The following is a 23122-nucleotide window of genomic DNA, read 5'->3' as shown; positions in this document are numbered from 1 at the left end:
TGAAGGGCGCGGCCTTTTTGTTTGTCTGAACCGGCCCTATCGCCGGCAAGCCGGCTCCCACAGGTACCCCACCCGCTTCAGGCCAGGGCAAATCCCTGTGGGAGCCGGCTTGCCGGCGATAGGGCCCGTGAGGCCTCAGCCAAACTGCTTCTGCTGTTGCTGCTGCTTGGCCACCAGCTCCGAGGCTGCGATATAGGCCTCCTGGAACTCGTCGCTCTCCAGCCAGGCCATGGTGGTGTCTTCGTCAGCGCCATCCAGCCACGTGCGGTAGGCGTTGAACACCAGCACGATGTAGTCGGTGGCGTGCTCTTCCTTGTGCCCCTTGAGCACCAGTGCCAGCAGCGGGTCGACCAGGAACACCGAAATCATCGCGACCAGGCTGGTCTCCTGCGCCGCTTTCATCTTCTCGAACAGCTCCTTGTAGCTGTCCGACTCCATGGCCTTGTTGAAGACTTGTTCGATGCTGGCGCTGTCGCCGGCGCTGGCTTTGACCGCCTGGCCGCTACGGACCATACGGTTCTGCTTGGCCTTGCTGGCGGCGCGTTTGGCGCGTTTCTGCTGCTTGGTGCTGGTGGCCATGGGGCGAGTCCTTGGGTGTGTCTGAAAAGTGCGCGTATTGAAGCGCAGTTGCCTGCAAAACCCAAGTGCGGCCCCGGCATTTCAACGGCCAGGCGCAGGCGTTTCATCCTCCTCGAACCCATGCGACGCCCGCCCAACCAGCAACCCATCCGGCGCATGCGCCACGCTGTGGTCCTTGCCCGGATAGTCCAGTGAATGCAGAAAATGCCGGATGCAGTTGATCCGTGCCCGCTTCTTGTCATCCGACTTGACCACCGTCCACGGCGCAGCTGCGGTATCGGTATGGAAGAACATGGCTTCCTTGGCTGCGGTGTAGTCCTGCCATTTATCCAACGACTTGATGTCGATGGGCGAAAGCTTCCAGTGCTTGAGCGGGTCGTCGCGGCGCGAGATGAAGCGGCGCAGTTGTTCTTCGCGGGTCACCGAGAACCAATACTTGAACATCAGGATGCCGCTGTTGCACAGCATGCGTTCCAAGTCTGGCGCCTGGCGCATGAACTCCAGGTACTGCAGCGGCGTGCAGAACTCCATCACCTTCTCGACCCCGGCGCGGTTGTACCAGGAGCGGTCGAAGAAGACCATTTCACCCGCCGTGGGCAGGTGCTGGATATAGCGCTGGAAGTACCATTGGCCTCGCTCCTGGTCGGAAGGCTTCTCCAGCGCCACGACCCGCGCGCCACGCGGATTCAAGTGCTCCATGAAGCGCTTGATGGTACCGCCCTTGCCTGCGGCATCCCGCCCCTCGAACATGATGACCACACGCTGGCCGGTTTCCTTGACCCAGCTTTGTACCTTGAGCAGCTCGATCTGCAGCGCATGCTTGGCCTTGTCGTATTCCTGGCGGCACATGCGGGTAGGGTACGGGTAGCAGGCCGGCAAGCGAGCCCGGGTGCTGTCCTCGCGGCTGCCTCTGGGCGCGCTGGCGACTTCGAGTGCGGCAGGTTGCTGGCTGACCTGGATGATGCTGGCTTCAGGCTTGCGCTGGCGGGGGCGGCGAGCACGTGGCGTGGGTGAGGCGCTGGTCGAGGATGAGTCGGGGGCGGGGAGAAGGAGGGGGGATTCTTCGCTCATGGAGGTCCTTGCGAGGTGGTTCGAGTGTCCGCCTGCAATTGTGGAGTCGAGCGAATAGTGGCTTGTTGATACTGGTCAATGACGCGTAGCGGTGTTGCGTGCGTCAGTGGACGAACAGGGCGCGTGCAGCTGAAAAATGACAGACAACAAAAAACCCGCACTAGGCGGGTTTCTTGTTGTCGCTTCGGGTAACTTTGCAACCACCAGAAGCTTGAAGGTGGTGCCCAGAGACGGAGTCGAACCGCCGACACGAGGATTTTCAATCCTCTGCTCTACCGACTGAGCTATCTGGGCGACGAGGTGAATTAAATAGATTTCCAGACCGCTCGTCAACGACTTTTTGAAAAAATTTTAAATTAATTCCGTCGCTTACGATTTCTGGGGTCATTCGGCCGGTGGAACGTAGCCTTCCGCCTGGGCGTATTCTTCGCCGGCGAAAAACTTCTCCATCTCGCCCTGGAGGAACTTGCGGTCCTCGGCGTTCATCATGTTCAGGCGCTTTTCGTTGATCAGCATGGTCTGGTGCTTCTGCCAGTCGGCCCAGGCTTGCTGCGAGATGTGATCGTAGATGTCCTGGCCCTTGGCGCCGGGGAAAGGGGCGCGCTCCAGGCCTGGCAATTCTTCTTTGTACTTGCGGCACATCACGGTGCGGGTCATCGGGCGTCTCCTGAAATCAGTTCGTCGGCCGCGCGTTTGAGCAGCTTCTTGACCGGGGCGGCGAGGCCCAGGCGCGGCGGGGTGGCGAGGTTATACCAGAGCCAGTCGGCCTCGGCCACGTGCGTGCCGACCGGGTCGACCCGCACCAGCCATGACTCGATGGTCAGCTGGAAATGGCTGAAGGTGTGGGTCAGGCCGTCCAGCGCGCGGCTGTCGGCCAGGCGCAGGCCGTGCTGGTAGGCGAGGTCGTCGAGCTGTTCGATGTCATCCAGTTCGGGCAGGCTCCACAGCCCGCCCCACAGGCCGCTGGAAGGACGGCGGTACAGCAGGATCGCGCCTTCTTGGTTGGCCAGCAGCGGCATCAGCGTGCGCCGTTGTGGCAGCGCCTTGCGTGGCTTGGGCTCGGGGTAGCGGGTTTCTTCACCGTGCAGGTGCGCTTCGCAACCACGCTGCAGCGGGCAGATCAGGCAGCTGGGCTTGCTGCGGGTGCACAGCGTGGCGCCCATGTCCATCATCGCCTGGGTGTAGTGGTTGGCGCGCTGCTGCGGGGTAAAGCGTTCGGCCGTGGCCCACAGCTGGTTGGCCACCTTGGGCTCGCCGGGGTAGCCGGCCTGGGCGGTGTAGCGGGCCAGTACGCGCTTGACGTTGCCGTCGAGGATCGGCGCGCGGATGCCCATGCTGATGCTGGCGATGGCCCCGGCAGTGGAGCGACCGATGCCGGGCAGCTCGGTGAGCTGCTCGACACTGCGCGGGAATTCGCCGCCATATTGCTCGACGACCATTTTCGCGGCCTTCTGCAGGTTGCGCGCACGGGTGTAGTAACCCAGGCCGGTCCACAGGTGCAGCACTTCATCCTCCGGCGCCTCGGCCAGCGCCTGGACGGTCGGCAGGGCCTGCATGAAGCGGTCGAAGTAATTGAGCACGGTGCTGACCTGGGTCTGCTGCAGCATGATTTCCGACACCCACACCCGATACGGGGTGATGCCCTGCTGCCAGGGCAGGTCGTGGCGGCCGTGCTGGTCGTACCAGGCCAGCACGGCGCTGGAGAACTGCTCAGGGTTCATCGTTTGAACAGCCCCTTGAGCGTTTCTTTCAGTTCTGGACTCACTTTGTCTCCGAGTTTTTCATCGATCTTGTCTTGCAGGCGGTTGCCGGCCAGCTTCGCCGCGACCTTGCCCAGGCCGTCCTGATCCAGGCGGCAGGCTTTGGCGCCAAGCTCCAGCGGGCCACGGCAGCGCAGTGGCAGTTCGACGCCCACATAGCGTTCGTTGACCTGGCAAGCCGGGTCAGGCATGGCGCGCTGGTCACCCTCGACGAGCACGCCGACGTTGTAGTCCATGCCCAGCACGCGCAGGTCGAGGTCGCCCTGGCCATTGACGGTCAGGCCGGGGATACGTGCCTTGAGGTCGGGGTTGCTGGCCACGCCGTTGCGCACCACCAGGCTGCCGCGCAGCTCTTCGAACGGTGTGTCCTTGCCGCGCGGTTCACCGCTGAGGGTCTTGCGGTTGAGGGTGGCGATGGCCTGGCACAGCTGCTGCTCCAGGTTGGCGTTGACCAGCACGCCATCATTGATGGTGAAGTTTGCCTTGCCGTTGAGGGTATCGACCAGTGCCTTCTGGCTGTTACCCGTCGCGGTCAGATCGCTGGTCAGGGTCAGCAGGCCTTTGACCGGCGGGGTCTGCTCCTTGCCTTCGCTTTTGATGAAGTGCTCAACCGGCACGCGGGTGATCTTGGTGTTCACGCCAACCTGCGGCACCGCTGGGCGCACGTCGACACTGCCCTTGGCGTCGAAGCTGCCGTTGTAGAGGCCGCCGCGCAGGCTTTGCAGGGTTACCAGGCCCCCTTGGGCGGTGGCCTGCAGCTGGGCGTCGCTGATCGGCAGCTTGTCGAGGGTCAGCGAGCCGAAGGACAGGTCGGCTTGCAGGTCGAGCACCCGCAGGCGGTCCACCGGCAGCAGCTTGTCATTGCTCCAGGCCACCTGGGTCGGGGCGTTTGGCAGCGGCGAGTTGCCTGGGCTGGCCACGGCGCTGGCCTCTTGCTGCTGCACTTCGCTCTGGCGCGCGGCCGCTGCACCCTTGGCCTCTTCGCTCTTGGCCAGCAGGTAGCGGTCGGCGTCGAACTTGTCGCCTTTGAGCTGCAGGCGCAGGGCCTGTTTGGCGAAGTCTTCCACGGCCACGCGGCCGGTGAAGGTGCTGTCGTCCAGTTTTACCGCCAGGTCGGCCAGGGTCAGGCTGTTCGGCGTGCCCTGCAGGCGGGTCACCAGCTCCAGCTTGGCGAAGGCGGCCGGGTCGTTGGTGGCGGGCAGCGGGTGGCCGATGCTGTCGAGGAAGGTGCGCAGGTTGAACTGGGCGATCGACAGGCCACCGCTGAGCTGCGGCTCCTTGTCCAGGTCGCGCAGGTTCAGTTCGCCGAGTGCGCGCAGTTGGTTGGCCGAGATCTTCAGGCCGTTCCACGATGCAACGTTGGCCGCCATGTCGACCAGCAGCTGGCCCTGGGCGGCGAAGGTTACGGTCTTGCCGCCGGTTGGCTCGCCCGAGGTCTCGCCCGACAGGCGCATGTCTTCGAAGTTGTAGCGCTTGAGCTTGCGGTCGAAGCGCAACTCGCCGGCCAGTTCGGTACGGGCCTTGAGGCTCGGTTGGCTGGCACCGAGGAAGGCGCTGGCCTTGAGCGCGATGTTCGCGCCTTCATGCACGGGGCCTGTGCTCAGCTGGATGCTTTCGGCGCTGTAGCTCTTGCCGCTCTGGGCATCGGTGTACTGCACCCGGGCGTTGTTCACGGTCAGGCTGTCGATGTCGAGCTTGAGTGTGCGTTCGGTGCCGCCGTCCGACGGCGCGGCGGGTTGCTCGGCGGGTGCAGGAGCGTTGGCGGTGGCACCACCCTGTGGCGGCAGCGGTTTGCCGATGTCTTGCCAGTTGCCATGGCCCTGCTCGTCGCGGGTCAGGGTCAGGTTCAGGCCCTCGACGCGCACGTCGCTCATCTGTATTTCGCGGCGCAGCAAGGGCAGCACGCGTACCGACAGGCCGAGCATCTGCAGGTCGGCGAACGGCTCGGTGGGTTTGTTCAAGGTGGCGATGCTGGCCTCATGCAGTTCCAGGCCCAGCCAGGGGAACAGGCTCCAGCCGATGTCGCCGTTGAGGGTCAGCTCGACATGGGCCTTGTCGCGCGCCAACTGGCGGATCTCGTCTTTGTAGTCGTTGGGATCGAAGAGGTGGGTCAGGGCAAAGCCCAGTGCCACGATGATCAGCAGCAACCCGAGAAGCCCCAGTCCCAGGATTTTGCCGAACGCTTTCATGGGCGAGTCCTTGTAGTCCGTTTTTTGAATTTCAAGCGGCTGAGTATAGCGCCGCCGGGGTGGGCCCTGAGAATCCGACAAGAGATACAGGGCATTTCCTACTAATGGATCAGGTAGTGCTGGTTTCGACAGCCTTATTTTTGACAGTTCCGCGCTAGCCGTTATGGCCCTATCGCCGGCAAGCCGGCTCCCACTGGTATGTCGATTGCCCTTGAGAACAGTGTGGTCAATTTTTGGGGGCCGGCTTGCCGGCGATGGGCTGCAAAGCAGCCCCTTGAATTGCCATATGTCATCCGCGTTCCAAGCTTGAGCGTTCTGGGCCTATAATGGAGCCCTTTTCGCCCAATGATTTTGCGGAGCTGGTGATGGTCGAACGTAAGGCTTCCGTCGAGCGCAATACCCTGGAAACCCAGGTCAAGTGCTCGATCAACCTCGATGGCAGTGGCAAGGCTCGATTCGATATCGGCGTGCCTTTCCTTGAACACATGCTCGACCAGATCGCCCGCCATGGGCTGATCGATCTGGATATCGAATGCAAGGGTGACCTGCATATCGACGATCACCATACCGTCGAAGACGTCGGTATTACCCTGGGCCAGGCATTCGCCCAGGCCATTGGCGACAAGAAAGGCATCTTCCGCTACGGCCACGCCTACGTGCCGCTGGATGAAGCCCTGTCGCGCGTGGTCATCGACTTTTCCGGTCGTCCGGGCCTGCAGATGCACGTGCCCTTCACCCGCGCCACGGTCGGTGGCTTCGATGTCGACCTGTTCCAGGAGTTCTTCCAGGGCTTCGTCAACCACGCCCTGGTGTCCCTGCACATCGACAACCTGCGTGGCCACAACACCCACCACCAGATCGAAACCGTGTTCAAGGCCTTCGGCCGCGCCCTGCGCATGGCCGTGACCCTGGACGAGCGGATGGCCGGGCAGATGCCATCCACCAAGGGATGCCTGTAAATGCAGACGGTAGCCGTAATCGACTATGGCATGGGCAACCTGCACTCGGTGGCCAAGGCGCTGGAGCACGTCGGCGCCGGCAAGGTGCTGGTCACCAGCGACGCCGCGGTCATTCGCGAGGCTGACCGCGTGGTGTTCCCAGGCGTCGGCGCGATTCGCGACTGCATGGCCGAGATCCGTCGCCTGGGCTTTGACAGCCTGGTCCGCGAAGTCAGCCAGGACCGTCCGTTCCTCGGTATCTGCGTGGGCATGCAAGCCTTGCTCGACCACAGCGAAGAGAACGATGGCGTCGACTGCATCGGCCTGTTCCCAGGCCAGGTGCGCTTCTTCGGCAAGGGCCTGCAAGAAGACGGCGAGCACCTGAAAGTGCCGCACATGGGTTGGAACGAGGTCAGCCAGACCATCGACCACCCGCTGTGGCACGACATCCCGGAGCGTGCGCGCTTCTACTTCGTGCACAGCTACTACATCAATGCCGGCAAGCCGGGCCAGGTGGTCGGTCGCGGCCACTACGGCGTCGACTTCGCCGCTGCGCTGGCCGAAGGTTCGCGCTTTGCCGTGCAGTTCCACCCGGAGAAGAGCCATACCCATGGCCTGCAGCTGCTGCAGAACTTCGTCGCCTGGGACGGTCGCTGGTAAATGAGCAGGTCGAAGACCAAGGCCCCGGTCATCACCCTGGCCCCCGAACAGGAGCGCGAGGCGCTCGATACCCTCAAGCGTTTTCTCGAAGACCGTTTCGAGTTGCAGCTGGGGTCGTTCGAAGTGGCCGAGGTCCTCGACGTGTTCAGCAAAGAGATTGCACCTCATTACTACAACAGGGCGATTGCCGATGTTCAGCTGCACCTCAAGGAGCGGTTCGAGAGCATCGAAAGCGACCTGTGGGCACTCGAGAAGCCCTGAAACCCAACAAATAGACAGGTTCCCAAGATGCTGATTATCCCCGCTATCGATCTGAAGGACGGTGCCTGCGTGCGCCTGCGCCAGGGCCGCATGGAAGACTCCACGGTATTTTCCGACGACCCGGTGAGCATGGCCGCCAAGTGGGTCGAGGGTGGCTGCCGCCGCCTGCACCTGGTCGACCTCAACGGCGCCTTCGAAGGCCAGCCGGTCAACGGTGAGGTAGTCACTGCCATCGCCAAGCGCTACCCGAACCTGCCGATCCAGATCGGCGGCGGCATCCGTTCGCTGGAAACCATCGAACACTACGTCAAGGCTGGCGTCAGCTACGTGATCATCGGCACCAAGGCGGTCAAGCAGCCTGAGTTCGTTGCCGAAGCCTGCAAGGCATTCCCGGGCAAGGTCATCGTCGGCCTCGACGCCAAGGACGGTTTCGTCGCCACCGACGGCTGGGCTGAAGTGAGCTCGGTGCAGGTCATCGACCTGGCCAAGCGTTTCGAGGCCGATGGCGTCTCGGCGATCGTCTACACCGACATCGCCAAGGACGGGATGATGCAAGGCTGCAACGTGCCATTCACCCAGGCACTGGCCGAAGCTACCCGCATTCCTGTGATCGCTTCCGGTGGCATCCACAACCTGGGCGACATCAAGGCCCTGCTGGACGCCAAGGCCCCGGGCATCATCGGCGCCATCACCGGCCGTGCCATCTACGAAGGCACCCTCGATGTCGCCGAGGCCCAGGCCTTCTGCGACAACTACCAAGGCTGAGGACTGAACCATGGCACTGGCCAAGCGCATCATCCCTTGCCTGGACGTGGACAACGGCCGTGTGGTCAAGGGCGTCAAGTTCGAGAACATCCGTGATGCCGGCGACCCGGTGGAAATCGCCCGTCGCTACAACGAGCAAGGTGCCGACGAAATCACGTTCCTCGACATCACGGCGAGCGTCGATGGCCGCGACACCACGCTGCATACCGTCGAGCGCATGGCCAGCCAGGTGTTCATCCCGCTGACCGTGGGCGGTGGCGTGCGCACCGTGCAGGACATCCGCAACCTGCTCAATGCCGGTGCCGACAAGGTCTCGATCAACACGGCCGCGGTGTTCAACCCGGAGTTCGTGGGTGAGGCGGCGGACCGTTTCGGTTCGCAGTGCATCGTGGTTGCCATCGATGCCAAGAAGGTGTCCGGGCCGGGTGAAACCCCGCGCTGGGAGATCTTCACCCACGGCGGGCGCAAGCCGACCGGGCTGGATGCGGTGGAGTGGGCGAAGAAGATGGAAGGCCTGGGTGCCGGTGAGATCCTGCTGACCAGCATGGACCAGGACGGCATGAAGAACGGCTTCGACCTCGGGGTTACCCGGGCCATCAGCGATGCGTTGGGGATTCCGGTGATTGCTTCGGGGGGGGTGGGTAACCTGCAGCACCTGGCGGACGGGATTCTGGAAGGGCATGCCAGTGCGGTGCTGGCGGCGAGTATCTTCCACTTTGGTGAATTCACCGTTCCGGAAGCCAAGGCCTATATGGCTTCGCGCGGGATCGTCGTTCGCTGAGAGATTGCTGGGAGGGCTTTGCCCTCCTTTCGCGACACAAGGCCGCTCCTACAGAGGAACGCATTCTCCTGTAGGAGCGGCCTTGTGTCGCGAAAGGGCCGCAAAGCGGCCCCGATAGCTTCACCCGTGATTCTTGCCAAGCAAGGCGTGATAAAGCTCGGTATCCCCAAGTATCCCCACCACCTTGTCGTTATCCTGAAGCACCAGCTTGTTACCCGTCTGATAACGAATCCGCAGCGCTTCGCGCATGCCGATATCGGCATTCACCAGCGTCGGTCGACGCTCCAGCAGGTCCACATCCTCCCCCGGCGCCCAGTTCTGCAAATCCAGCCCGTTCTGCCCCTGGCGCGCGCGCTTGAGCGAGCCGCCTTCGCCCAGGTCCAGCCACGAGTCGATACTCGGGTCCAGGCACACCGAGCCATTGATCCGCTTGCAGTTGTCCAGCGTGCGCATCAGGCTGCGGCCGCACAACACGTTGAGCGGGTTGGTGTGGGCCACGAAGGTCCGCACATACTCGTCAGCCGGGTTGAGCACGATCTCTTCAGGCTTGCTGTACTGGATGATCCGCCCGTCCTTCATGATGGCGATGCGGCTACCCAGTTTCAGCGCTTCATCGAGGTCGTGGCTGACGAACACGATGGTCTTGTTCAGTTTGCTCTGCAGGGTCAGCAACTCATCCTGCAGGCCCTGGCGAATCAGCGGGTCGAGGGCCGAGAACGGCTCGTCCATCAGCAGGATGTCGGCATCCATCGCCAGCGCACGGGCCAGGCCCACGCGCTGCTGCATGCCGCCGGAGAGTTCGTCCGGCTTTTTATTGCGCCACTGGGTCAGGCCCACCAGCTCCAGTTTTTCATCGACCAGCTTGCGCCGCTCTTTCTCCGGGCGGCCCTGCATTTCCAGGCCAAAGCTGATGTTTTCGCGAACGGTCAGCCAAGGCATCAAGGCGAACTTCTGGAACACCATGGCGATGCGCTTGGTGCGCATCATCTTCAGCTCTGCCGGGGTGCAGTGGGCAATGTCGATGTGCTTGCCTTCGTGCTCGACGAACAGCTTGCCGCGGCTCACGGTGTTGAGGCCGTTGATGCACCGCAGCAGGCTCGACTTGCCCGAACCGGACAGGCCCATCAGCACGCAGATCTCGCCCTTGTTGATGTCCAGGTTGGCCTTTTCGACACCCACCACCAGGCCGGTCTGCTTGAGGATCTGCTCGCGGGTCTTGCCCTGGTCGAGCAGCGCCAGCGCTTCGCGCGGCTTGTTGGAGAAGATGACGTCGACGTCTTCGAAGCGAATGATGCTCATGCCTCACCCCTTACCGGCAGTTCCGGTTGCTTGCAGATACGGTCGAGCATGATCGCCAGCAGCACGATCGCCAGGCCCGCTTCGAAGCCCAGGGAGATATCGGCGGTGTTCAGTGCGTTGACCACAGGTTTGCCCAGGCCGTCGGCGCCGACCAGGGCGGCGATCACCACCATCGACAGCGACAGCATGATGCACTGGGTGACGCCCGCAGCGATGCTCGGCATGGCATGGGGCAGTTCGATACGGGTCAGCAACTGGCGCCGCGAGCAGCCGAAGGCCTTGCCGGCGTCCAGCAACTCCTGCGGCACGTCGCAGATGCCCAGGTAAGTGAGGCGAATGGGCGCTGCGATGGCGAACACCACCGTGGAGATCAGCCCCGGCACCACACCCAGGCCGAACAGGGTCAGGGTAGGGATCAGGTAAACGAAGGTGGGCACCGTCTGCATCAAGTCGAGTACCGGGCGCATGGCGGTATAGAACATCGGTTTGTGCGCGGCGAGGATGCCCAGCGGCACGCCGATGGCCACGCAGACCACCGTGGCGAAGGTGACCTGCGCCAGGGTTTCCATGGTTTCCTGCCAGTACCCCAGGTTGAGGATCAGCAGGAAGGAGAGGGCGACGAATACGGTCAGTGCCCATTTGCGCTGAATCAGGTGCGCGAGGGCGGCAAACAAGGCAATCAGTACGAACGGGTTGAACCAGGTAAGGGCGCTGGTGACGCCATGGATCATGAATTCCAGGCCTTGCGCAATGGCGTCGAAGTAGCTGGCGCCGTTCTGGGTCAACCATTCGACGAATGAGGCGATGTACTGCCCCAGGGGTATTTTCTGATCGATAAGCATGATAGCGAGCTTCCACCTGCAAATGATTGAAATCAGTCCGAGGCGGGCATAGGCCCGCCCCGCGGTGTTGCCATAGCGTCTTGCGTTATTGCGTCAGTTTGGCCTTGGCCGCCTCAAGGCCGGGTTTGCCATCCACGGTGGTCACGCCGGCCAGCCAGGTGTCCAGCTTGCCGGGGTTGGCCTTGAGCCATTTCCTGGCGGCGTCGTCGGGCTTCATCTTGTCGTCCAGGACATAGCCCATCATGGTGCTTTCATCCTTGAGCTCGAACGACAGGTTCTTCAGCAGTTGCCCGACGTTGCTGCATTCCTGTGCATAGCCCTTGCGGGTGTTGGTAAGAACAGTGGCCTTGCCGAAGTCGGGTCCGAAGAAGTCGTCGCCCCCGGTCAGGTACTGCATCTTGAAACGGGTGTTCATCGGGTGCGGTTCCCAGCCCAGGAACACGATGGCTTCGCCACGCTTATCCGCCCGGTCGACCTGCGACAGCATGCCGGCCTCGCTCGACTGCACGATCTTGAAGCCGGCGTCCTTCAGGCCGAAGGCGTTCTTGTCGATCATGCTCTGGATGGTGCGGTTGCCGTCGTTGCCGGGCTCGATGCCGTAGATCTTGCCGTCCAGTTCCTTCTTGAACTTGGGAATGTCGGCGAAATCCTTCAGGCCCTTGTCATACAGCGCCTGGGGCACGGCCAGGGTGTACTTGGCGTTTTCCAGGTTGGGGCGAACCGTCTCGACAGTGCCGGCGTCGCGGTACTGCTTGATGTCGTTCTCCATGGTCGGCATCCAGTTGCCGAGAAACACGTCCAGGTCCTTGCCGGCAGCCAGCGACTTGTAGGTCACCGGTACCGAGATCATGGTGGTGTGGGTCTTGTAGCCCAGTGCTTCGAGCACAACGCTGGTGGTCGCCGTGGTGACGGTGATGTCGGTCCAGCCGACATCGGAGAAGCGTACCGTCTGGCACTGCTCGGGTTCGGCGGCCTGGGCCAGCAGCGGAGCGGACAGCAACGCAACCAGCAACAGCGAGGGTGAACCTTTCATGGATGGACTCCTGTGATTTTGTCTTCGGGTTCGCATGGGTCGCCGGGCTTTCTGAGGGTCCGGTCGACCAGGCCTGCAGAGGGCAGGTTGCGTGGCCGTGCTTTACGAGTCGCTTTCGATAATCCTCCAGCGCCGGGCAATCGCCTACTGGTGGGGTCGTAACCAGTACGGAACGGGTCGCTTCCAGTACGGGCGATGTCGCTTATGGGTTTTTCCACCCCTGTAGCCGCATTTTTGCGTCACCAGGCCGCTGGAAAGCGGCGCCCCGGTGCCCCAAATGGCTGCGGCGCTGCTGGACAAAAGTACGTCGGTTGCAGACGGCGAGGGGGTAGGCAAAAGCCCGATGATGCGTGCATTCGTGGCGGCTCGCAGCTTCAGCCTAGCAGTTGCCCCGCCCTGCGCATGGCGCGCAGAGACAAGCCCAGCAAGAGGTGAAGCGACAATGGCCATCAGCGTGTTCGACCTGTTCAAGATCGGTGTCGGTCCCTCCAGCTCCCACACCGTCGGCCCCATGCGTGCCGGTGCCCTGTTCGTCCAGGGCCTGCGCCAACGCGGCGAGCTGGAGCGGGTGAAACGGATCGAGGTGCAGCTGTACGGCTCGCTCTCGGCCACTGGCATCGGCCATGGCACCGACAACGCCACCATCATGGGCCTGATGGGCGAATGGCCGGACGCCATCGACCCGACCCAGATCGTCCCGCGCATCGCCGACCTGCGCGAAACTGACACCCTACTGCTGGACAGCCGCCTGCCCATCGAATTCGTCTGGGCCCGCGACATGCGTCTGCTAGACGAGAACCTGCCATACCACCCCAACGCCATGACCCTGGTCGCCGAAGGCGAGCAGGGCGAGCTGCACCGCGACACGTATTACTCGGTGGGCGGTGGTTTCGTGGTCGATGCTGCCCAGGCCGCCAGTGGCGTGCTGGATGCCGACCAGACGGTGCTGCCCTACGATTTCAACAGTGCCGCCGAGCTGCTGCACCTGTGCAAGCAAAACGACCTGAGCGTGTCGCAATTGATGATGGCCAACGAGAAGGTCTGGCGCAGCGAGGAGGAAATCCACGCAGGCCTGCACAAGCTCTGGGGCGCCATGCAGGAATGCGTCAACAACGGCCTCAAGTACGAAGGCACGCTGCCGGGTGGACTGAATGTGCGTCGCCGCGCCGCCAAGCTGCACCGCAGCCTGCAAGAGATCGGCAAGCCCAATGTGATCGGCTCGACCATGAGCGCCATGGAGTGGGTCAACCTGTTCGCCCTGGCGGTCAACGAAGAGAACGCCGCCGGCGGGCGCATGGTCACCGCGCCCACCAACGGCGCGGCCGGCATCATCCCGGCGGTGCTGCACTACTACATGCGCTTCAGCGATGTGGTGGACGACTCCAACGTGGTCGACTTCTTCCTCGGCGCTGCCGCCGTGGGCATCCTGTGCAAGAAGAACGCATCGATTTCCGGTGCCGAGGTCGGTTGCCAGGGTGAGGTCGGCTCGGCGTGCGCCATGGCGGCGGCGGGCCTGGCCGAAGTACTGGGCGCAACGCCGGCACAGGTGGAAAACGCCGCCGAGATCGCCCTGGAGCACAACCTGGGGCTGACCTGCGACCCGGTTGGCGGCTTGGTGCAGGTGCCGTGCATCGAGCGCAACGCGATTGCCGCAGTGAAGGCCATCAACGCCGTGCAGATGGCCTTGCGCGGTGATGGCGAGCACTTCATCTCCCTCGATCAGGTGATCCGCACCATGCGCGACACCGGGGCCGACATGCACGACAAGTACAAAGAGACCTCGCGCGGTGGCCTGGCGGTCAGCGCCATCGAATGCTGACACCCTGGGCTGGCCCCATCGCCGGCAAGCCGGCTCCCACAGGTACACCACAGGCTTCGAAAGCGGTGGTTTTCCCTGTGGGAGCCGGCTTGCCGGCGATAGGGCCGGCGCATTCCTAAAAGGGGCACTCCACCCGGTGTCGCCCTGTTCTGGAGCACTGCCGGCTGTCGGATGTCGCTATCGGTGTGGGCTTTGTCGGTGACACTCAATAGTGTCGTTTCTGGGAAACCTACACTGCGCGTGTCACCAAATTGCTCACCCGTTACACGCAACGCGCTAGCTCGGCGGTTTGCGATGACTGACCAACTCATGCAAGAGCCTGAATTGCCCCAATAAAGGCGTCGTTTTCAGTTTTTTTCGAATGACCGTTCAACTTCAGGCACGGCGTTTGCGTTGAGATTGGCAAAACCCCCGGAAAATGACCGAGGGGTCATAACAAGAAATCAGTGCCCGCCTGAGGCACACCCAGCATTTGTGTGAGGAGAAATCGCGATGACGTCGTACACCTCCGGGAATCCAACCCAGAACCGCACAGCACCCCAGTCCATCGGGTTTCTTCTATTGGACAACTTCACCCTCATTTCCCTCGCATCGGCCGTCGAGCCGCTGCGCATGGCCAACCAGCTGTCCGGGCGCGAGCTGTATCGCTGGCATACCCTGACGGTCGACGGTGGCCAGGTGTGGGCCAGCGATGGCCTGCAGATCACCCCGGATGCAGCCATCAGCAATGCACCGCCCATCGACACCGTGATCGTCTGCGGTGGCGTTGGCATTCAGCGTTCGGTCACCCGTGAGCACGTCACCTGGCTGCAGGCCCAGGCCCGCCAGTCGCGTCGCCTTGGCGCGGTGTGTACCGGTAGCTGGGCGCTGGCCTGTGCCGGCTTGCTCGACGGCTTCGACTGCAGCGTGCACTGGGAATGCCTGGCCGCGATGCAGGAGGCCTTCCCGCGGGTGAACATGAGCACCCGCCTGTTCACCCTCGACCGCAACCGCTTCACCAGCTCCGGCGGCACTGCGCCGCTGGACATGATGCTGCACCTGATCAGCCGGGATCACGGCCGCGAGCTGTCGGCGGCGATCTCCGAAATGTTCGTCTACGAGCGCATCCGCAACGAGCAGGACCACCAGCGTGTGCCGCTCAAGCACATGCTCGGCACCAACCAGCCGAAGCTGCAGGAAATCGTCGCGCTGATGGAAGCCAACCTCGAAGAGCCGATCGACCTGGATGAGCTGGCGGTGTATGTGGCGGTATCGCGGCGCCAGCTTGAGCGGTTGTTCCAGAAATACCTGCACTGCTCGCCGTCGCGCTATTACCTGAAGCTGCGCCTGATCCGCGCGCGTCAGCTGCTCAAGCAGACGCCGATGTCGATCATTGAAGTGGCGTCGGTGTGTGGCTTCGTGTCCACGCCGCACTTCTCCAAGTGCTACCGCGAGTATTTCGGCATTCCGCCGCGGGATGAGCGAGTCGGTTCCAACACCGCGCAGCAGGTGGCGATGATGCCGATTCCGCAGGCCATGGCCCTGTCGCCGCACAGTGGCCCGATGGCGGCGCTGAGCCAGGCGCGCAATGAGTCGACGTTTGCCAGTGTGAGGCTCTGATACCGAGTCGCCTTTTTCGCGGGACAAGCCCGCTCCCACAGGATCACCGCTGACTCAGATTCAGCAGGTGACCTGTGGGAGCGGGCTTGTCCCGCGAAGAGGCCGGTACAGGAATTTGCTTACGCGCGCTTGTTGAAACTCGCCAACGCTGGCAAAAGCTGCTGTTCGATCGCCTGGCGCACCGCCGGCAAAATCGTCGCACTACCGGTATACATCTGCTCGACCATGCCCTTGAGCGCACGGGCATTGGGCTCGGTCAGCCCGCGTACCACCGCCTCGCAGGCCTGCTCGGCAGTGGCCCCGGCGGGGATGTCGAAACCGCGCGCGCGCAGGTGGCCTGCCAGGTCGTCCTGATCAATCAAATCCGCATGCATCATGGCTGTTGTCCCTTTTATCGCGAAGAGAGTGCTGCTTGATTCACGACCGATTCTGTGACGAGCACGACAGCCCCGCAAGGGCAGAATGTCGCAATGGCTGCTTTGACTAAGAACAGGTCGTTTACGGCTAAATCCCCTGCAGGGGAAGCCAGCACACTGGGGCCATTCACGGTACCAGAGGGTTTGGTCACCCTCGCTCACGCACAGTGGATGTTGCTCGCTCTCTTGGCCCCGGATGCTCACGGCTTTCCGGGGCTTTTTTATGTGTTCTGCGTTTGCAAGATCGGCAAGTAGCGTAGGTAGCGTCGTGCCCGCCTAAATACAGTCAACGACCTGATAAAAATGTCAGTTGTGGGCTTGCGGCGCCCCGCTCAGACTCGTGCCTGAGTTGAGACGTTTATTCATGGATCATCTGGGCAAGTGAAGACTGCGAGCAGGAGACCATCATGACTGTTGAAACATCAGCACCCGTCGAGCCTTGGGAGCCACACCGTTGGATGGGCAACCTCACCCGGCGAGATCTTACTTTGGCGAACTTGACAATACCTGGTACTCATAACACCTGCGCAACGCACGGGGGGCTCGGTGACTTTGCCCGATGCCAGACCCTGTCAGTGCGAGATCAATTGAATAAAGGGATTCGTTTTTTTGATATCCGATGCAATGTTGAGGGGGCTGGCAATAGCCGATATTTCCAGGTTTGGCACGGCTCCGTCAACCAGCAAATAGCCTTCGGATCGGTGCTGACTGCTATCGATGCGTTTCTCAAGGCAAACCCCACCGAAGTAGTGCTCATGAGGATAAAGAAAGAGGACGATAGGGGTTCCAGAGTCCTTTTCAACTCCACCTTTTGGGAAATTTACTTTGAAAAGGATGGGTGGAAACGAATTTTTTATACTGAAACAGGCAGCATGCCAACCGTTAGCCAGGCCGCAGGAAAAATCGTACTGTTCAGTGGTGACATCGACAACCTGAGGGGAATGGGGGAGTTTTATTGGCAGGATGACTATGATGCCGATCTAGACGACAAGATGGAGTTGATAAAAGATCATTTGTTGAAGGCTGGGAATACTCAGTCCAGCGCGTTCGCTACTTCGCTCAATTTAAAGTTCAGTGGTCTTCATGATCCGCAGTACTGGGCAGGGAGAATCAATCCGTATACGCGTGATTATTTTAGGTATCATCTATGGCTCAATTGGCATTGGGAAATATACTTGCCAAGGGTTGGCGTTGTTTTTATGGATTTCCCAGAAAATACCGGCTGGAAAACGGATGACGATTGGGGCCTTGTTCCCCTGATCATTAATTGGAACTTTGCTCACAAGCATCCACCCGGAGAATACATGCCAAAACCAGTGGTAACGAAGTGTCATATTACTGCTGTGAATGATGAGCATCTCTTGGCGCTAACTGTGGAGGGTATTGCCGACCCCGTTGTTAAAAAGGTTGCATACTATGTAAATGATGAAGTGCGCTTCGGTAATCCTGTCGATGTGGTAAATGGTAAATGGAGGATAGATTTAGAATCTGAAGGGAATGATTATACCGACTTTAAATTTAAAACTATGGAATTGGTTTCGCTCAAGGACGGAGACTTGGGGGACAGTGATGTCGTGAATGCGCCTTCTGATTATCAGCCTGTTGAGTTCGTCAGCCCACCTTCGGATGGTACGGTAACGCGACCAGTAGGTGAGCCCATAACCTTATCTGGGACGGGGGTAAAGGGTAGCAAAGTGGTGGTCAGCATCAAACACCGGCTGAGCTTGAAATTCGAAACTCAAACTGTTTGGGTTGACGCAAAAACTGGCATTTGGACGGCGGATTTCGACCTTGCCCGGAAGGCAGGTTTCCACGATGTCTCGACGCTCGTTATAGACCATAGGAGTTGGCCATTGCTTCGGAGTATGTCGTTTTCCGTTACCTTGTAGCGCTTGTGACTGATCGAGTAGGCGAAACGCCAGGCTAGCCTGGTGAAGGTGCAGGGTTGGACAAAGGCCAGTTTGGGGTACCCAAGCTCATGGCGCGCCTCTTCCATCGAGGGGATGGAAGGGCGCCTTGGCCTTTCAACAAGGTTGCCAATAGGTTTTCGCAGGCAGCTGAAAACGGCGCAGACTTTGGCCCCGCTAGATCTACATTCAGCAAGATCTGCTTACTGGCGGCCAATTCCTCGTCGAACCCATCGCGGTGCAGGCGGTGGTAAATGTGCAGGCGCTTGTGGTCGAAGCTGATAATCTGCGTCCGCACCCACACCTCGGTCCCCAGCTTCACTTCATGCAGGTAGTTGATGTGCGCCTCCAGGGTGAACAGCGAATGCCCGCTCTGCCTACGGTTGTCGGCATCCAGGCCGATGCGCTCCATCAATACACCACAGCCCTCAAGAGCGGTGGGATACCTGTGGATTTTGGGGCCGCTGCGCAGCCCTTTCGCGACACAAGGCCGCTCCTACAGGGGGAGTGATCGACTTCAGGATTTTGTGATCAAACCCATGACCCGGCCCACGTACTCGGCAGGCGGCAGGTCCTGTTGTTCGTTCACTAGCGCTTGCAGCAACCCGACACTCTGCTCGCTGAACGGCGCCGACTTCGGCCCTGCCAGGTCGACATGCAGCAACATCTGCTCGCTGGCCGCCAAGGCCTCGTCGAACCCCGCCCGATGCAGGCTGTGATACACCTGCAGGCGCTTGCGGTCGAAGCCGATGACCTGTGTCTGTACCCAGACTTCAGTGCCCAGCTTCACCTCGTGCAGGTAGTTGATGTGCGCCTCCAGGGTGAACAGCGACTGCCCACTCTGGCCACGACTGTCGGCATCCAGGCCGATGCGCTCCATCAGCGCATCGGTGGCGTAGCTGAAGATCAGCAGGTAGAAGGCATCGCGCAGGTGCCCGTTGTAGTCGACCCAGTCCTCCTGGACTGGGGTACGGTAGGTGATCAGTGCGGGCATCGTGGTCTCCTCAGTCGCTGAATGACATTCCGTGGTTGGCCTTGCTGGTTTTCACCGCTTCCAGCACCGCCAGCAGGGTGTCATCACGATAGCGCTCAAGTGCGGCGATGCTGCGCTCGCCCAGTTGCTCCGAGGTGCCGTCCACCACATCGTCGATCAGCTTGTCGGTCAGCTCCGGTGCCGGCAGGTAGGTCCAGGGCAGCTTCAGCGCCGGGCCGAACTGCGACATGAAGTGGCGCATACCGGCATCGCCACCGGCGAGCGTATAGGTGAGGAAGGTACCCATGAACGACCAGCGCAGGCCGGCGCCGAAGCGGATGGCATCGTCGATTTCACCCGTGGTGGCGACACCGTCGTTGACCAGGTGCAGCGCCTCGCGCCACAGCGCTTCGAGCAGGCGGTCGGCAATGAACCCCGGGACTTCCTTGCGCACGTGCAGTGGGCGCATGCCCAGCGCGGTATAGATGGTTTTTGCTGCCTCGATGGCTTCGGGGGCGGTACGGTTGCCGCCGACGATCTCTACCAGCGGCAGCAGGTACACCGGGTTGAACGGGTGGCCGACCACGCAGCGTTCGGGGTGAGTGGCCGACTCGTAGAATTCGCTGGGCAACAGGCCTGAGGTGCTGGAGCCGATAATGGCGTTGGGCTTGGCTGCGGCGCTGATCTTCGCATGCAGGTCGAGCTTGAGGTCCAGGCGCTCTGGCGCGCTTTCCTGGATGAAGTCGGCGTCGCGGACACATTCCTCGATGGTGGCAACGAACTTCAGACGGTCCTGCGCCGCGCCAGGTGCCAGGCCTTGTTTCTCCAGCGCAGGCCAGGCGTTGGCGATGCGCTTGCGCAGTGCCTGCTCGGCACCCGGTGCCGGGTCCCAGGCGACCACGTCCAGGCCGTGGGCCAGGGCGCGGGCGACCCAGCCGCTGCCGATCACGCCGCTACCCAGGGCGGCGAAGGTCTTGATCTCGGTGATGAAAGGCATATCGGTCTCCTGAAGGGATCAGCGGCGCTTGAGGTTCATTTTTTCCCGGCCTTCTGCCGGGGACAGGACGCGGCCACCCATGCGGGTGATGATCTCGGCCGCGCGTTCCACCAGTTGGCCATTGCTGGCCAGCACGCCACGGTCCAGGTACAGGTTGTCTTCCAGGCCGACCCGCACGTTGCCGCCAAGCAGCACCGCTTGTGCGGCCATTGGCATCTGCATGCGACCGATGCCGAAACCGGCCCAGGTGACGTTGGCCGGCAGGTTGTCGACCATTGCCTTCATGGTGGTGGTGTCGGCCGGCGCGCCCCACGGGATGCCCAGGCACAGCTGGAACAGCGGGTCTTCGAGCAGGCCTTCTTTCATCATCTGCTTGGCGAACCACAGGTGGCCGGTGTCGAAGATTTCCAGCTCGGCCTTCACGCCCAGCTCGGTGATGCGCTTGGCACCGGCGCGCAGTTGCGAGGGGGTGGACACGTAGATGGCGTTGCCGTCGCCGAAGTTGAGGGTGCCGCAGTCCAGGGTGCAGATTTCCGGCAGCAGCGCCTCGACATGGGCCAGGCGTTCCAGCGGGCCGATCAGGTCGGTGCCTGGGCCGAATTCCATGGGGGTTTCGCCTGGGCCGATTTCCAGGTCGCCGCCCATGCCGGCGGTGAGGTTGACGATGACGTCGACGTCGGCTTCGCGGATGCGTTCCATGACCTCGCGGTAGAGGTTCACGTCGCGGCTGAAGCGGCCGGTCTGCGGGTCGCGGACGTGGCAATGGACCACGGTGGCGCCGGCCTTGGCGGCTTCGACGGCGGATTCGGCGATCTGCTTGGGGGTGACCGGGACCAGGTGGCTCTTGGCGACCGTGTCGCCGGCACCGGTGAGGGCGCAGGTGATGATGACGTCGTGGTTCATGGCGGTTCCTTGTGGTGTCTGTTCTGGCCCGATTGCTTGTAGGCGCGGCCTTGCGTCGCGAAAGGGCCGCAGCGCGGCCCCAGGGTTTCAGCAGCGCGCACGAATCCGGGGGCCGCGCTGCGGCCCTTTCGCGACGCAAGGCCGCTCCTACAGGCGATAAGGCCCTGTCAGTTGGCGGTGAGCTTGAGGTTGTCTGCAGCAGGCTTGCCATCGAAGGTGGTCACACCCTCAAGCCAGCGCGCCTTGTCCTCGGGGTGGTCCTTGAGCCACTGGCGGGCTGACGCCAGGGCGTCCTTGTGGTCGAGCAGCGGCTGCATCATGCGGCTCTCGTCCTCGGCGCTGAAGTTCAGGTTGGCCAGCAGGCGGTGGGCGTTGGGGCAGCGGTCGGCATAGTCCGGGGCGGTCACCGTCCATACCGTGGCACGGCCTTCGTCAGGCCCCAGGGCATCCTGGCTGTCACCCAGGTAGGCCATGTCGATGTTCACGTTCATCGGGTGCGGTGCCCAGCCGAAGAACACCACCGCTTCCTTGCGCCGCACTGAGCGGTCGACGGCGGCGAGCATGCCGGCTTCGCTGGACTCGACCAGCTGGAACTTGCCCAGGTCGAACTGGTTCTTGGTGATCATCGCCTTGATCTGGGTGTTGGCACCGGAACCGGGCTCGATGCCATAGATCTTGCCGCCCAGCTCCTTCTCGAACTTGTGAATGTCGGCGAAGGTCTTCAGGCCCTTGTCATACAGGTACTTCGGCACGGCCAGGGTGGCCCGGGCATCCTCCAGGCTCGGCTTGTCGAGCACCTTGACCTGCTGGGCATCGATGAAGGGAGTGATGGTCTGGGTCATGATCGGGTTCCAGTAACCCAGGAACATGTCCAGGCGTTTGTCGCGGATGCCGGCAAAGATGATCTGCTGCGAGGCGCTGGTCTGCTTGGTCTGGTAACCCAGGCCGTCGAGCAGTACCTGGGCCATGGCGCTGGTGGCGATGACGTCGGTCCAGTTGACCACGCCCAGGCGCACGTTCTTGCAGGCCGCGGGCTCGGCGGCGAAAAGCGGGGTAGCGACGATGCTGCTCAGGGCAAGGGACAACAGGCTGCGGCGGATCAAGCTGTGCATGGTGGCTCTCCATCGGCAGTGCATATTGTTATGGTGGGCGGCCTCTGCGGACCGTGTGGATACGCTACGCCGCTGGCGGGGTGGAAATTCGCACCCTGGCGACCAACAATTGCACGCAAGCGACCACCTCCACTGTGGAGCATTCGATGCCGGACACCATCCACTTTCTTTTGCTGCCGGGCTTTTCCGCCATGGGCTTCATCAGCGCCCTGGAGCCACTGCGCGTAGCCAATCGTTTTCGCGGCCCGTTGTACCGCTGGCGCGTGCTAAGCCTGAACGGTGGCCCGGTGCAGGCGAGCAATGGCATGTCGGTGAACGCTGATGGCGCGCTGGCCCAGGAAGCGCCCGGGCGCATGTTGCTGGTGGTGGCAGGGTTCGACCCGCTGGCGCACTTCGGCCCTGCGTTGCAGCAAGGCCTGCGCCGCTTCGACCATGACGGGGTGATCCTCGGCGGTATCGATACCGGGGCCATGCTGCTGGCCGAGGCGGGTTTGCTCGACGGCTACCGGGCGACGTTGCACTGGGAGGCGCTGGACGCCTTCAAGGAGCGCTACCCGCGGCTGCAGGCGACTCAGGAACTGTTCGAGATCGACCGTCGGCGCATCACCTGTGCCGGCGGCACCGCCTCGATCGACCTGATGCTTGACCTGATCGCCCAGGCCCATGGCAGCGAACTGGCGGTGCAGGTGTCGGAGCAGTTCGTGCTCGGGCGTATCCGCCCGCGCCAGGACCATCAGCGCATGCAGATCGCCAGCCGCTATGGCATCAGCAACAAGAAGCTGGTGAAGGTGATAGGCGAGATGGAGCGCAATATCGAGCAGCCGCTCAATACCCAGGTGCTGGCCGATGCGGTGCAGGTGACCCGGCGGCAGTTGGAGCGGCTGTTTCGCCTGCACCTGGGGGACACGCCCAGTGGTTTTTATCTGCGCCTGCGGCTGGACAAGGCGCGACAGCTGTTGCGCCAGACCGACATGAGTGTGCTGGAGGTGGCGGTGGCGTGCGGGTTCGAGTCGGCGTCGTATTTCACTCGGTGTTATCGGGTGCGGTTTGAGCGGTGTCCCAGGGAGGACCGGTTGGCGCGGGCGGTTTGAGGGTATTCAACCGTATCCTGGCTTGTAGGAGCGGGGGGGGGGGGGGGGGGGGGGGGGGGGGGGGGGGGGGGGGGGGGGGGGGGGGGGGGGGGGGGGGGGGGGGGGGGGGGGGGGGGGGGGGGGGGGG

At 62.2% G+C, this 23122-nt stretch carries 22 protein-coding genes, 1 tRNA gene and 1 pseudogene; 9 read left to right on the top strand and 15 right to left on the bottom strand.

The features are described 5' to 3' along the window. Positions 1 to 135 precede the first annotated feature (135 nt). The 6 genes from ACIPZG_RS10850 to ACIPZG_RS10825 all read right to left on the bottom strand — a co-directional run bounded on the left by ACIPZG_RS10850 (position 136) and on the right by ACIPZG_RS10825 (position 5599). The gene (locus ACIPZG_RS10850) at positions 136 to 579 is read right to left on the bottom strand and encodes a hypothetical protein (RefSeq protein ID WP_008091483.1); all 444 of its coding nucleotides are present in this window, start codon (positions 577 to 579) and stop codon (positions 136 to 138) included. Positions 580 to 660: 81 nt separating this feature from the next. Further along, complete coding sequence (gene ppk2 / locus ACIPZG_RS10845; RefSeq protein ID WP_400713358.1) at positions 661 to 1650, bottom strand: polyphosphate kinase 2; 990 nt, start codon at positions 1648 to 1650, stop codon at positions 661 to 663. A gap of 218 nt (positions 1651 to 1868) precedes the next feature. Then, positions 1869 to 1944: transfer RNA gene (locus ACIPZG_RS10840), tRNA-Phe, on the bottom strand. 90 nt (positions 1945 to 2034) lie between these two features. Next, on the bottom strand, positions 2035 to 2307 hold the full coding sequence (locus tag ACIPZG_RS10835; protein ID WP_400638816.1) for an oxidative damage protection protein: 273 nt from the start codon (positions 2305 to 2307) through the stop codon (positions 2035 to 2037). Further along, positions 2304 to 3371 (bottom strand): A/G-specific adenine glycosylase, encoded by a 1068-nt coding sequence (gene mutY / locus ACIPZG_RS10830; protein WP_400713355.1) that lies wholly within the window; start codon positions 3369 to 3371, stop codon positions 2304 to 2306. Before mutY ends, ACIPZG_RS10835 begins: the two co-directional genes overlap by 4 nt. After that, positions 3368 to 5599 carry an AsmA family protein gene (locus ACIPZG_RS10825; protein WP_400713352.1) on the bottom strand — a complete coding sequence of 744 codons (2232 nt, stop codon included), beginning with the start codon at positions 5597 to 5599 and terminating at the stop codon, positions 3368 to 3370. The genes mutY and ACIPZG_RS10825 overlap by 4 nt, the downstream gene beginning before the upstream one ends. Positions 5600 to 5964: 365 nt before the next feature. On the opposite strand from ACIPZG_RS10825, the gene hisB reads away from it, so the two are divergent. Genes hisB through hisF form a run of 5 tightly spaced genes read left to right on the top strand, consistent with a single transcriptional unit; the run spans position 5965 to position 9004 of the window. Continuing rightward, on the top strand, positions 5965 to 6558 hold the full coding sequence (hisB, locus tag ACIPZG_RS10820; RefSeq protein ID WP_008091492.1) for an imidazoleglycerol-phosphate dehydratase HisB: 594 nt from the start codon (positions 5965 to 5967) through the stop codon (positions 6556 to 6558). Continuing rightward, complete coding sequence (hisH, locus tag ACIPZG_RS10815; protein ID WP_400638819.1) at positions 6559 to 7197, top strand: imidazole glycerol phosphate synthase subunit HisH; 639 nt, start codon at positions 6559 to 6561, stop codon at positions 7195 to 7197. Then, positions 7198 to 7458, top strand: coding sequence for a DUF2164 domain-containing protein (locus ACIPZG_RS10810; RefSeq protein ID WP_008091494.1), 261 nt, complete (start codon positions 7198 to 7200; stop codon positions 7456 to 7458). A 27-nt stretch (positions 7459 to 7485) separates the two neighbouring features. Next, a complete protein-coding gene (gene hisA / locus ACIPZG_RS10805) occupies positions 7486 to 8223 on the top strand; it encodes a 1-(5-phosphoribosyl)-5-[(5-phosphoribosylamino)methylideneamino]imidazole-4-carboxamide isomerase (RefSeq protein ID WP_400713350.1) in 738 nt (245 codons plus the stop codon). 10 nt (positions 8224 to 8233) lie between these two features. After that, positions 8234 to 9004: an imidazole glycerol phosphate synthase subunit HisF gene (gene hisF / locus ACIPZG_RS10800; protein ID WP_400713347.1), complete on the top strand. Its 771-nt coding sequence runs from the start codon at positions 8234 to 8236 to the stop codon at positions 9002 to 9004. A 120-nt stretch (positions 9005 to 9124) separates the two neighbouring features. Here the strand turns inward: hisF and choV are convergent, their stop codons facing one another. The 3 genes from choV to ACIPZG_RS10785 all read right to left on the bottom strand — a co-directional run bounded on the left by choV (position 9125) and on the right by ACIPZG_RS10785 (position 12178). Beyond that, positions 9125 to 10303, bottom strand: a complete 1179-nt coding sequence (gene choV, locus ACIPZG_RS10795; RefSeq protein ID WP_400638820.1) for a choline ABC transporter ATP-binding protein — start codon at positions 10301 to 10303, stop codon at positions 9125 to 9127. Further along, positions 10300 to 11148: a choline ABC transporter permease subunit gene (gene choW / locus ACIPZG_RS10790; RefSeq protein ID WP_176517976.1), complete on the bottom strand. Its 849-nt coding sequence runs from the start codon at positions 11146 to 11148 to the stop codon at positions 10300 to 10302. Before choW ends, choV begins: the two co-directional genes overlap by 4 nt. 82 nt (positions 11149 to 11230) lie before the next feature. Beyond that, the gene (locus ACIPZG_RS10785) at positions 11231 to 12178 is read right to left on the bottom strand and encodes a choline ABC transporter substrate-binding protein (RefSeq protein ID WP_400713344.1); all 948 of its coding nucleotides are present in this window, start codon (positions 12176 to 12178) and stop codon (positions 11231 to 11233) included. A gap of 442 nt (positions 12179 to 12620) precedes the next feature. Between ACIPZG_RS10785 and ACIPZG_RS10780 the strand changes: the two genes are divergently transcribed. Continuing rightward, positions 12621 to 13997 (top strand): L-serine ammonia-lyase, encoded by a 1377-nt coding sequence (locus ACIPZG_RS10780; RefSeq protein WP_400713341.1) that lies wholly within the window; start codon positions 12621 to 12623, stop codon positions 13995 to 13997. A gap of 492 nt (positions 13998 to 14489) precedes the next feature. Continuing rightward, positions 14490 to 15596, top strand: coding sequence for a GlxA family transcriptional regulator (locus ACIPZG_RS10775; protein ID WP_400713338.1), 1107 nt, complete (start codon positions 14490 to 14492; stop codon positions 15594 to 15596). A gap of 119 nt (positions 15597 to 15715) precedes the next feature. Here the strand turns inward: ACIPZG_RS10775 and ACIPZG_RS10770 are convergent, their stop codons facing one another. Then, complete coding sequence (locus ACIPZG_RS10770; RefSeq protein ID WP_400713335.1) at positions 15716 to 15973, bottom strand: hypothetical protein; 258 nt, start codon at positions 15971 to 15973, stop codon at positions 15716 to 15718. A gap of 446 nt (positions 15974 to 16419) precedes the next feature. Here ACIPZG_RS10770 and ACIPZG_RS10765 point away from each other — a divergent pair, with 446 nt between their 5' ends. Continuing rightward, the gene (locus tag ACIPZG_RS10765) at positions 16420 to 17901 is read left to right on the top strand and encodes a phosphatidylinositol-specific phospholipase C domain-containing protein (RefSeq protein ID WP_400713333.1); all 1482 of its coding nucleotides are present in this window, start codon (positions 16420 to 16422) and stop codon (positions 17899 to 17901) included. Between the two features lie 34 nt (positions 17902 to 17935). Here ACIPZG_RS10765 and ACIPZG_RS10760 read toward each other — a convergent pair. The 5 genes and pseudogenes from ACIPZG_RS10760 to choX all read right to left on the bottom strand — a co-directional run. After that, a pseudogene (locus tag ACIPZG_RS10760) lies at positions 17936 to 18334 on the bottom strand (thioesterase family protein); the annotation flags it as partial. 102 nt (positions 18335 to 18436) lie between these two features. Next, a complete protein-coding gene (locus tag ACIPZG_RS10755) occupies positions 18437 to 18913 on the bottom strand; it encodes a thioesterase family protein (RefSeq protein WP_400713330.1) in 477 nt (158 codons plus the stop codon). A gap of 10 nt (positions 18914 to 18923) precedes the next feature. Beyond that, on the bottom strand, positions 18924 to 19889 hold the full coding sequence (locus ACIPZG_RS10750; protein WP_400713327.1) for an L-carnitine dehydrogenase: 966 nt from the start codon (positions 19887 to 19889) through the stop codon (positions 18924 to 18926). 18 nt (positions 19890 to 19907) lie between these two features. After that, a complete protein-coding gene (locus ACIPZG_RS10745; RefSeq protein ID WP_400713324.1) occupies positions 19908 to 20792 on the bottom strand; it encodes a 3-keto-5-aminohexanoate cleavage protein in 885 nt (294 codons plus the stop codon). Positions 20793 to 20959: 167 nt separating this feature from the next. Next, positions 20960 to 21904, bottom strand: coding sequence for a choline ABC transporter substrate-binding protein (gene choX, locus ACIPZG_RS10740; protein ID WP_400713321.1), 945 nt, complete (start codon positions 21902 to 21904; stop codon positions 20960 to 20962). Between the two features lie 146 nt (positions 21905 to 22050). Between choX and ACIPZG_RS10735 the strand changes: the two genes are divergently transcribed. Further along, the gene (locus ACIPZG_RS10735; RefSeq protein ID WP_400713318.1) at positions 22051 to 22995 is read left to right on the top strand and encodes a GlxA family transcriptional regulator; all 945 of its coding nucleotides are present in this window, start codon (positions 22051 to 22053) and stop codon (positions 22993 to 22995) included. Positions 22996 to 23122 lie beyond the last annotated feature (127 nt).

Source organism: Pseudomonas sp. NPDC089395 (assembly GCF_044749525.1).
Classification (GTDB): Bacteria; Pseudomonadota; Gammaproteobacteria; order Pseudomonadales; family Pseudomonadaceae; genus Aquipseudomonas.
The sequence above is the reverse complement of the archived record's forward strand: the minus strand, read 5'-3'. Positions and strand labels throughout refer to the sequence as shown.

What these genes read in the sequence shown, in the direction of transcription:
- choV (WP_400638820.1), bottom strand. Translation starts at nt 10,303, where the DNA reads ATGAGCATCATTCGCTTCGAAGACGTCGACGTCATCTTCTCCAACAAG.
- mutY (WP_400713355.1), bottom strand. Translation starts at nt 3,371, where the DNA reads ATGAACCCTGAGCAGTTCTCCAGCGCCGTGCTGGCCTGGTACGACCAG.
- ppk2 (WP_400713358.1), bottom strand. Translation starts at nt 1,650, where the DNA reads ATGAGCGAAGAATCCCCCCTCCTTCTCCCCGCCCCCGACTCATCCTCG.
- ACIPZG_RS10745 (WP_400713324.1), bottom strand. Translation starts at nt 20,792, where the DNA reads ATGAACCACGACGTCATCATCACCTGCGCCCTCACCGGTGCCGGCGAC.
- ACIPZG_RS10785 (WP_400713344.1), bottom strand. Translation starts at nt 12,178, where the DNA reads ATGAAAGGTTCACCCTCGCTGTTGCTGGTTGCGTTGCTGTCCGCTCCG.
- ACIPZG_RS10780 (WP_400713341.1), top strand. Translation starts at nt 12,621, where the DNA reads ATGGCCATCAGCGTGTTCGACCTGTTCAAGATCGGTGTCGGTCCCTCC.
- choX (WP_400713321.1), bottom strand. Translation starts at nt 21,904, where the DNA reads ATGCACAGCTTGATCCGCCGCAGCCTGTTGTCCCTTGCCCTGAGCAGC.
- hisF (WP_400713347.1), top strand. Translation starts at nt 8,234, where the DNA reads ATGGCACTGGCCAAGCGCATCATCCCTTGCCTGGACGTGGACAACGGC.
- hisB (WP_008091492.1), top strand. Translation starts at nt 5,965, where the DNA reads ATGGTCGAACGTAAGGCTTCCGTCGAGCGCAATACCCTGGAAACCCAG.
- ACIPZG_RS10850 (WP_008091483.1), bottom strand. Translation starts at nt 579, where the DNA reads ATGGCCACCAGCACCAAGCAGCAGAAACGCGCCAAACGCGCCGCCAGC.
- hisH (WP_400638819.1), top strand. Translation starts at nt 6,559, where the DNA reads ATGCAGACGGTAGCCGTAATCGACTATGGCATGGGCAACCTGCACTCG.
- hisA (WP_400713350.1), top strand. Translation starts at nt 7,486, where the DNA reads ATGCTGATTATCCCCGCTATCGATCTGAAGGACGGTGCCTGCGTGCGC.
- ACIPZG_RS10835 (WP_400638816.1), bottom strand. Translation starts at nt 2,307, where the DNA reads ATGACCCGCACCGTGATGTGCCGCAAGTACAAAGAAGAATTGCCAGGC.
- ACIPZG_RS10825 (WP_400713352.1), bottom strand. Translation starts at nt 5,599, where the DNA reads ATGAAAGCGTTCGGCAAAATCCTGGGACTGGGGCTTCTCGGGTTGCTG.
- ACIPZG_RS10775 (WP_400713338.1), top strand. Translation starts at nt 14,490, where the DNA reads ATGACGTCGTACACCTCCGGGAATCCAACCCAGAACCGCACAGCACCC.
- ACIPZG_RS10735 (WP_400713318.1), top strand. Translation starts at nt 22,051, where the DNA reads ATGCCGGACACCATCCACTTTCTTTTGCTGCCGGGCTTTTCCGCCATG.
- ACIPZG_RS10750 (WP_400713327.1), bottom strand. Translation starts at nt 19,889, where the DNA reads ATGCCTTTCATCACCGAGATCAAGACCTTCGCCGCCCTGGGTAGCGGC.
- ACIPZG_RS10770 (WP_400713335.1), bottom strand. Translation starts at nt 15,973, where the DNA reads ATGATGCATGCGGATTTGATTGATCAGGACGACCTGGCAGGCCACCTG.
- ACIPZG_RS10765 (WP_400713333.1), top strand. Translation starts at nt 16,420, where the DNA reads ATGACTGTTGAAACATCAGCACCCGTCGAGCCTTGGGAGCCACACCGT.
- ACIPZG_RS10755 (WP_400713330.1), bottom strand. Translation starts at nt 18,913, where the DNA reads ATGCCCGCACTGATCACCTACCGTACCCCAGTCCAGGAGGACTGGGTC.
- ACIPZG_RS10810 (WP_008091494.1), top strand. Translation starts at nt 7,198, where the DNA reads ATGAGCAGGTCGAAGACCAAGGCCCCGGTCATCACCCTGGCCCCCGAA.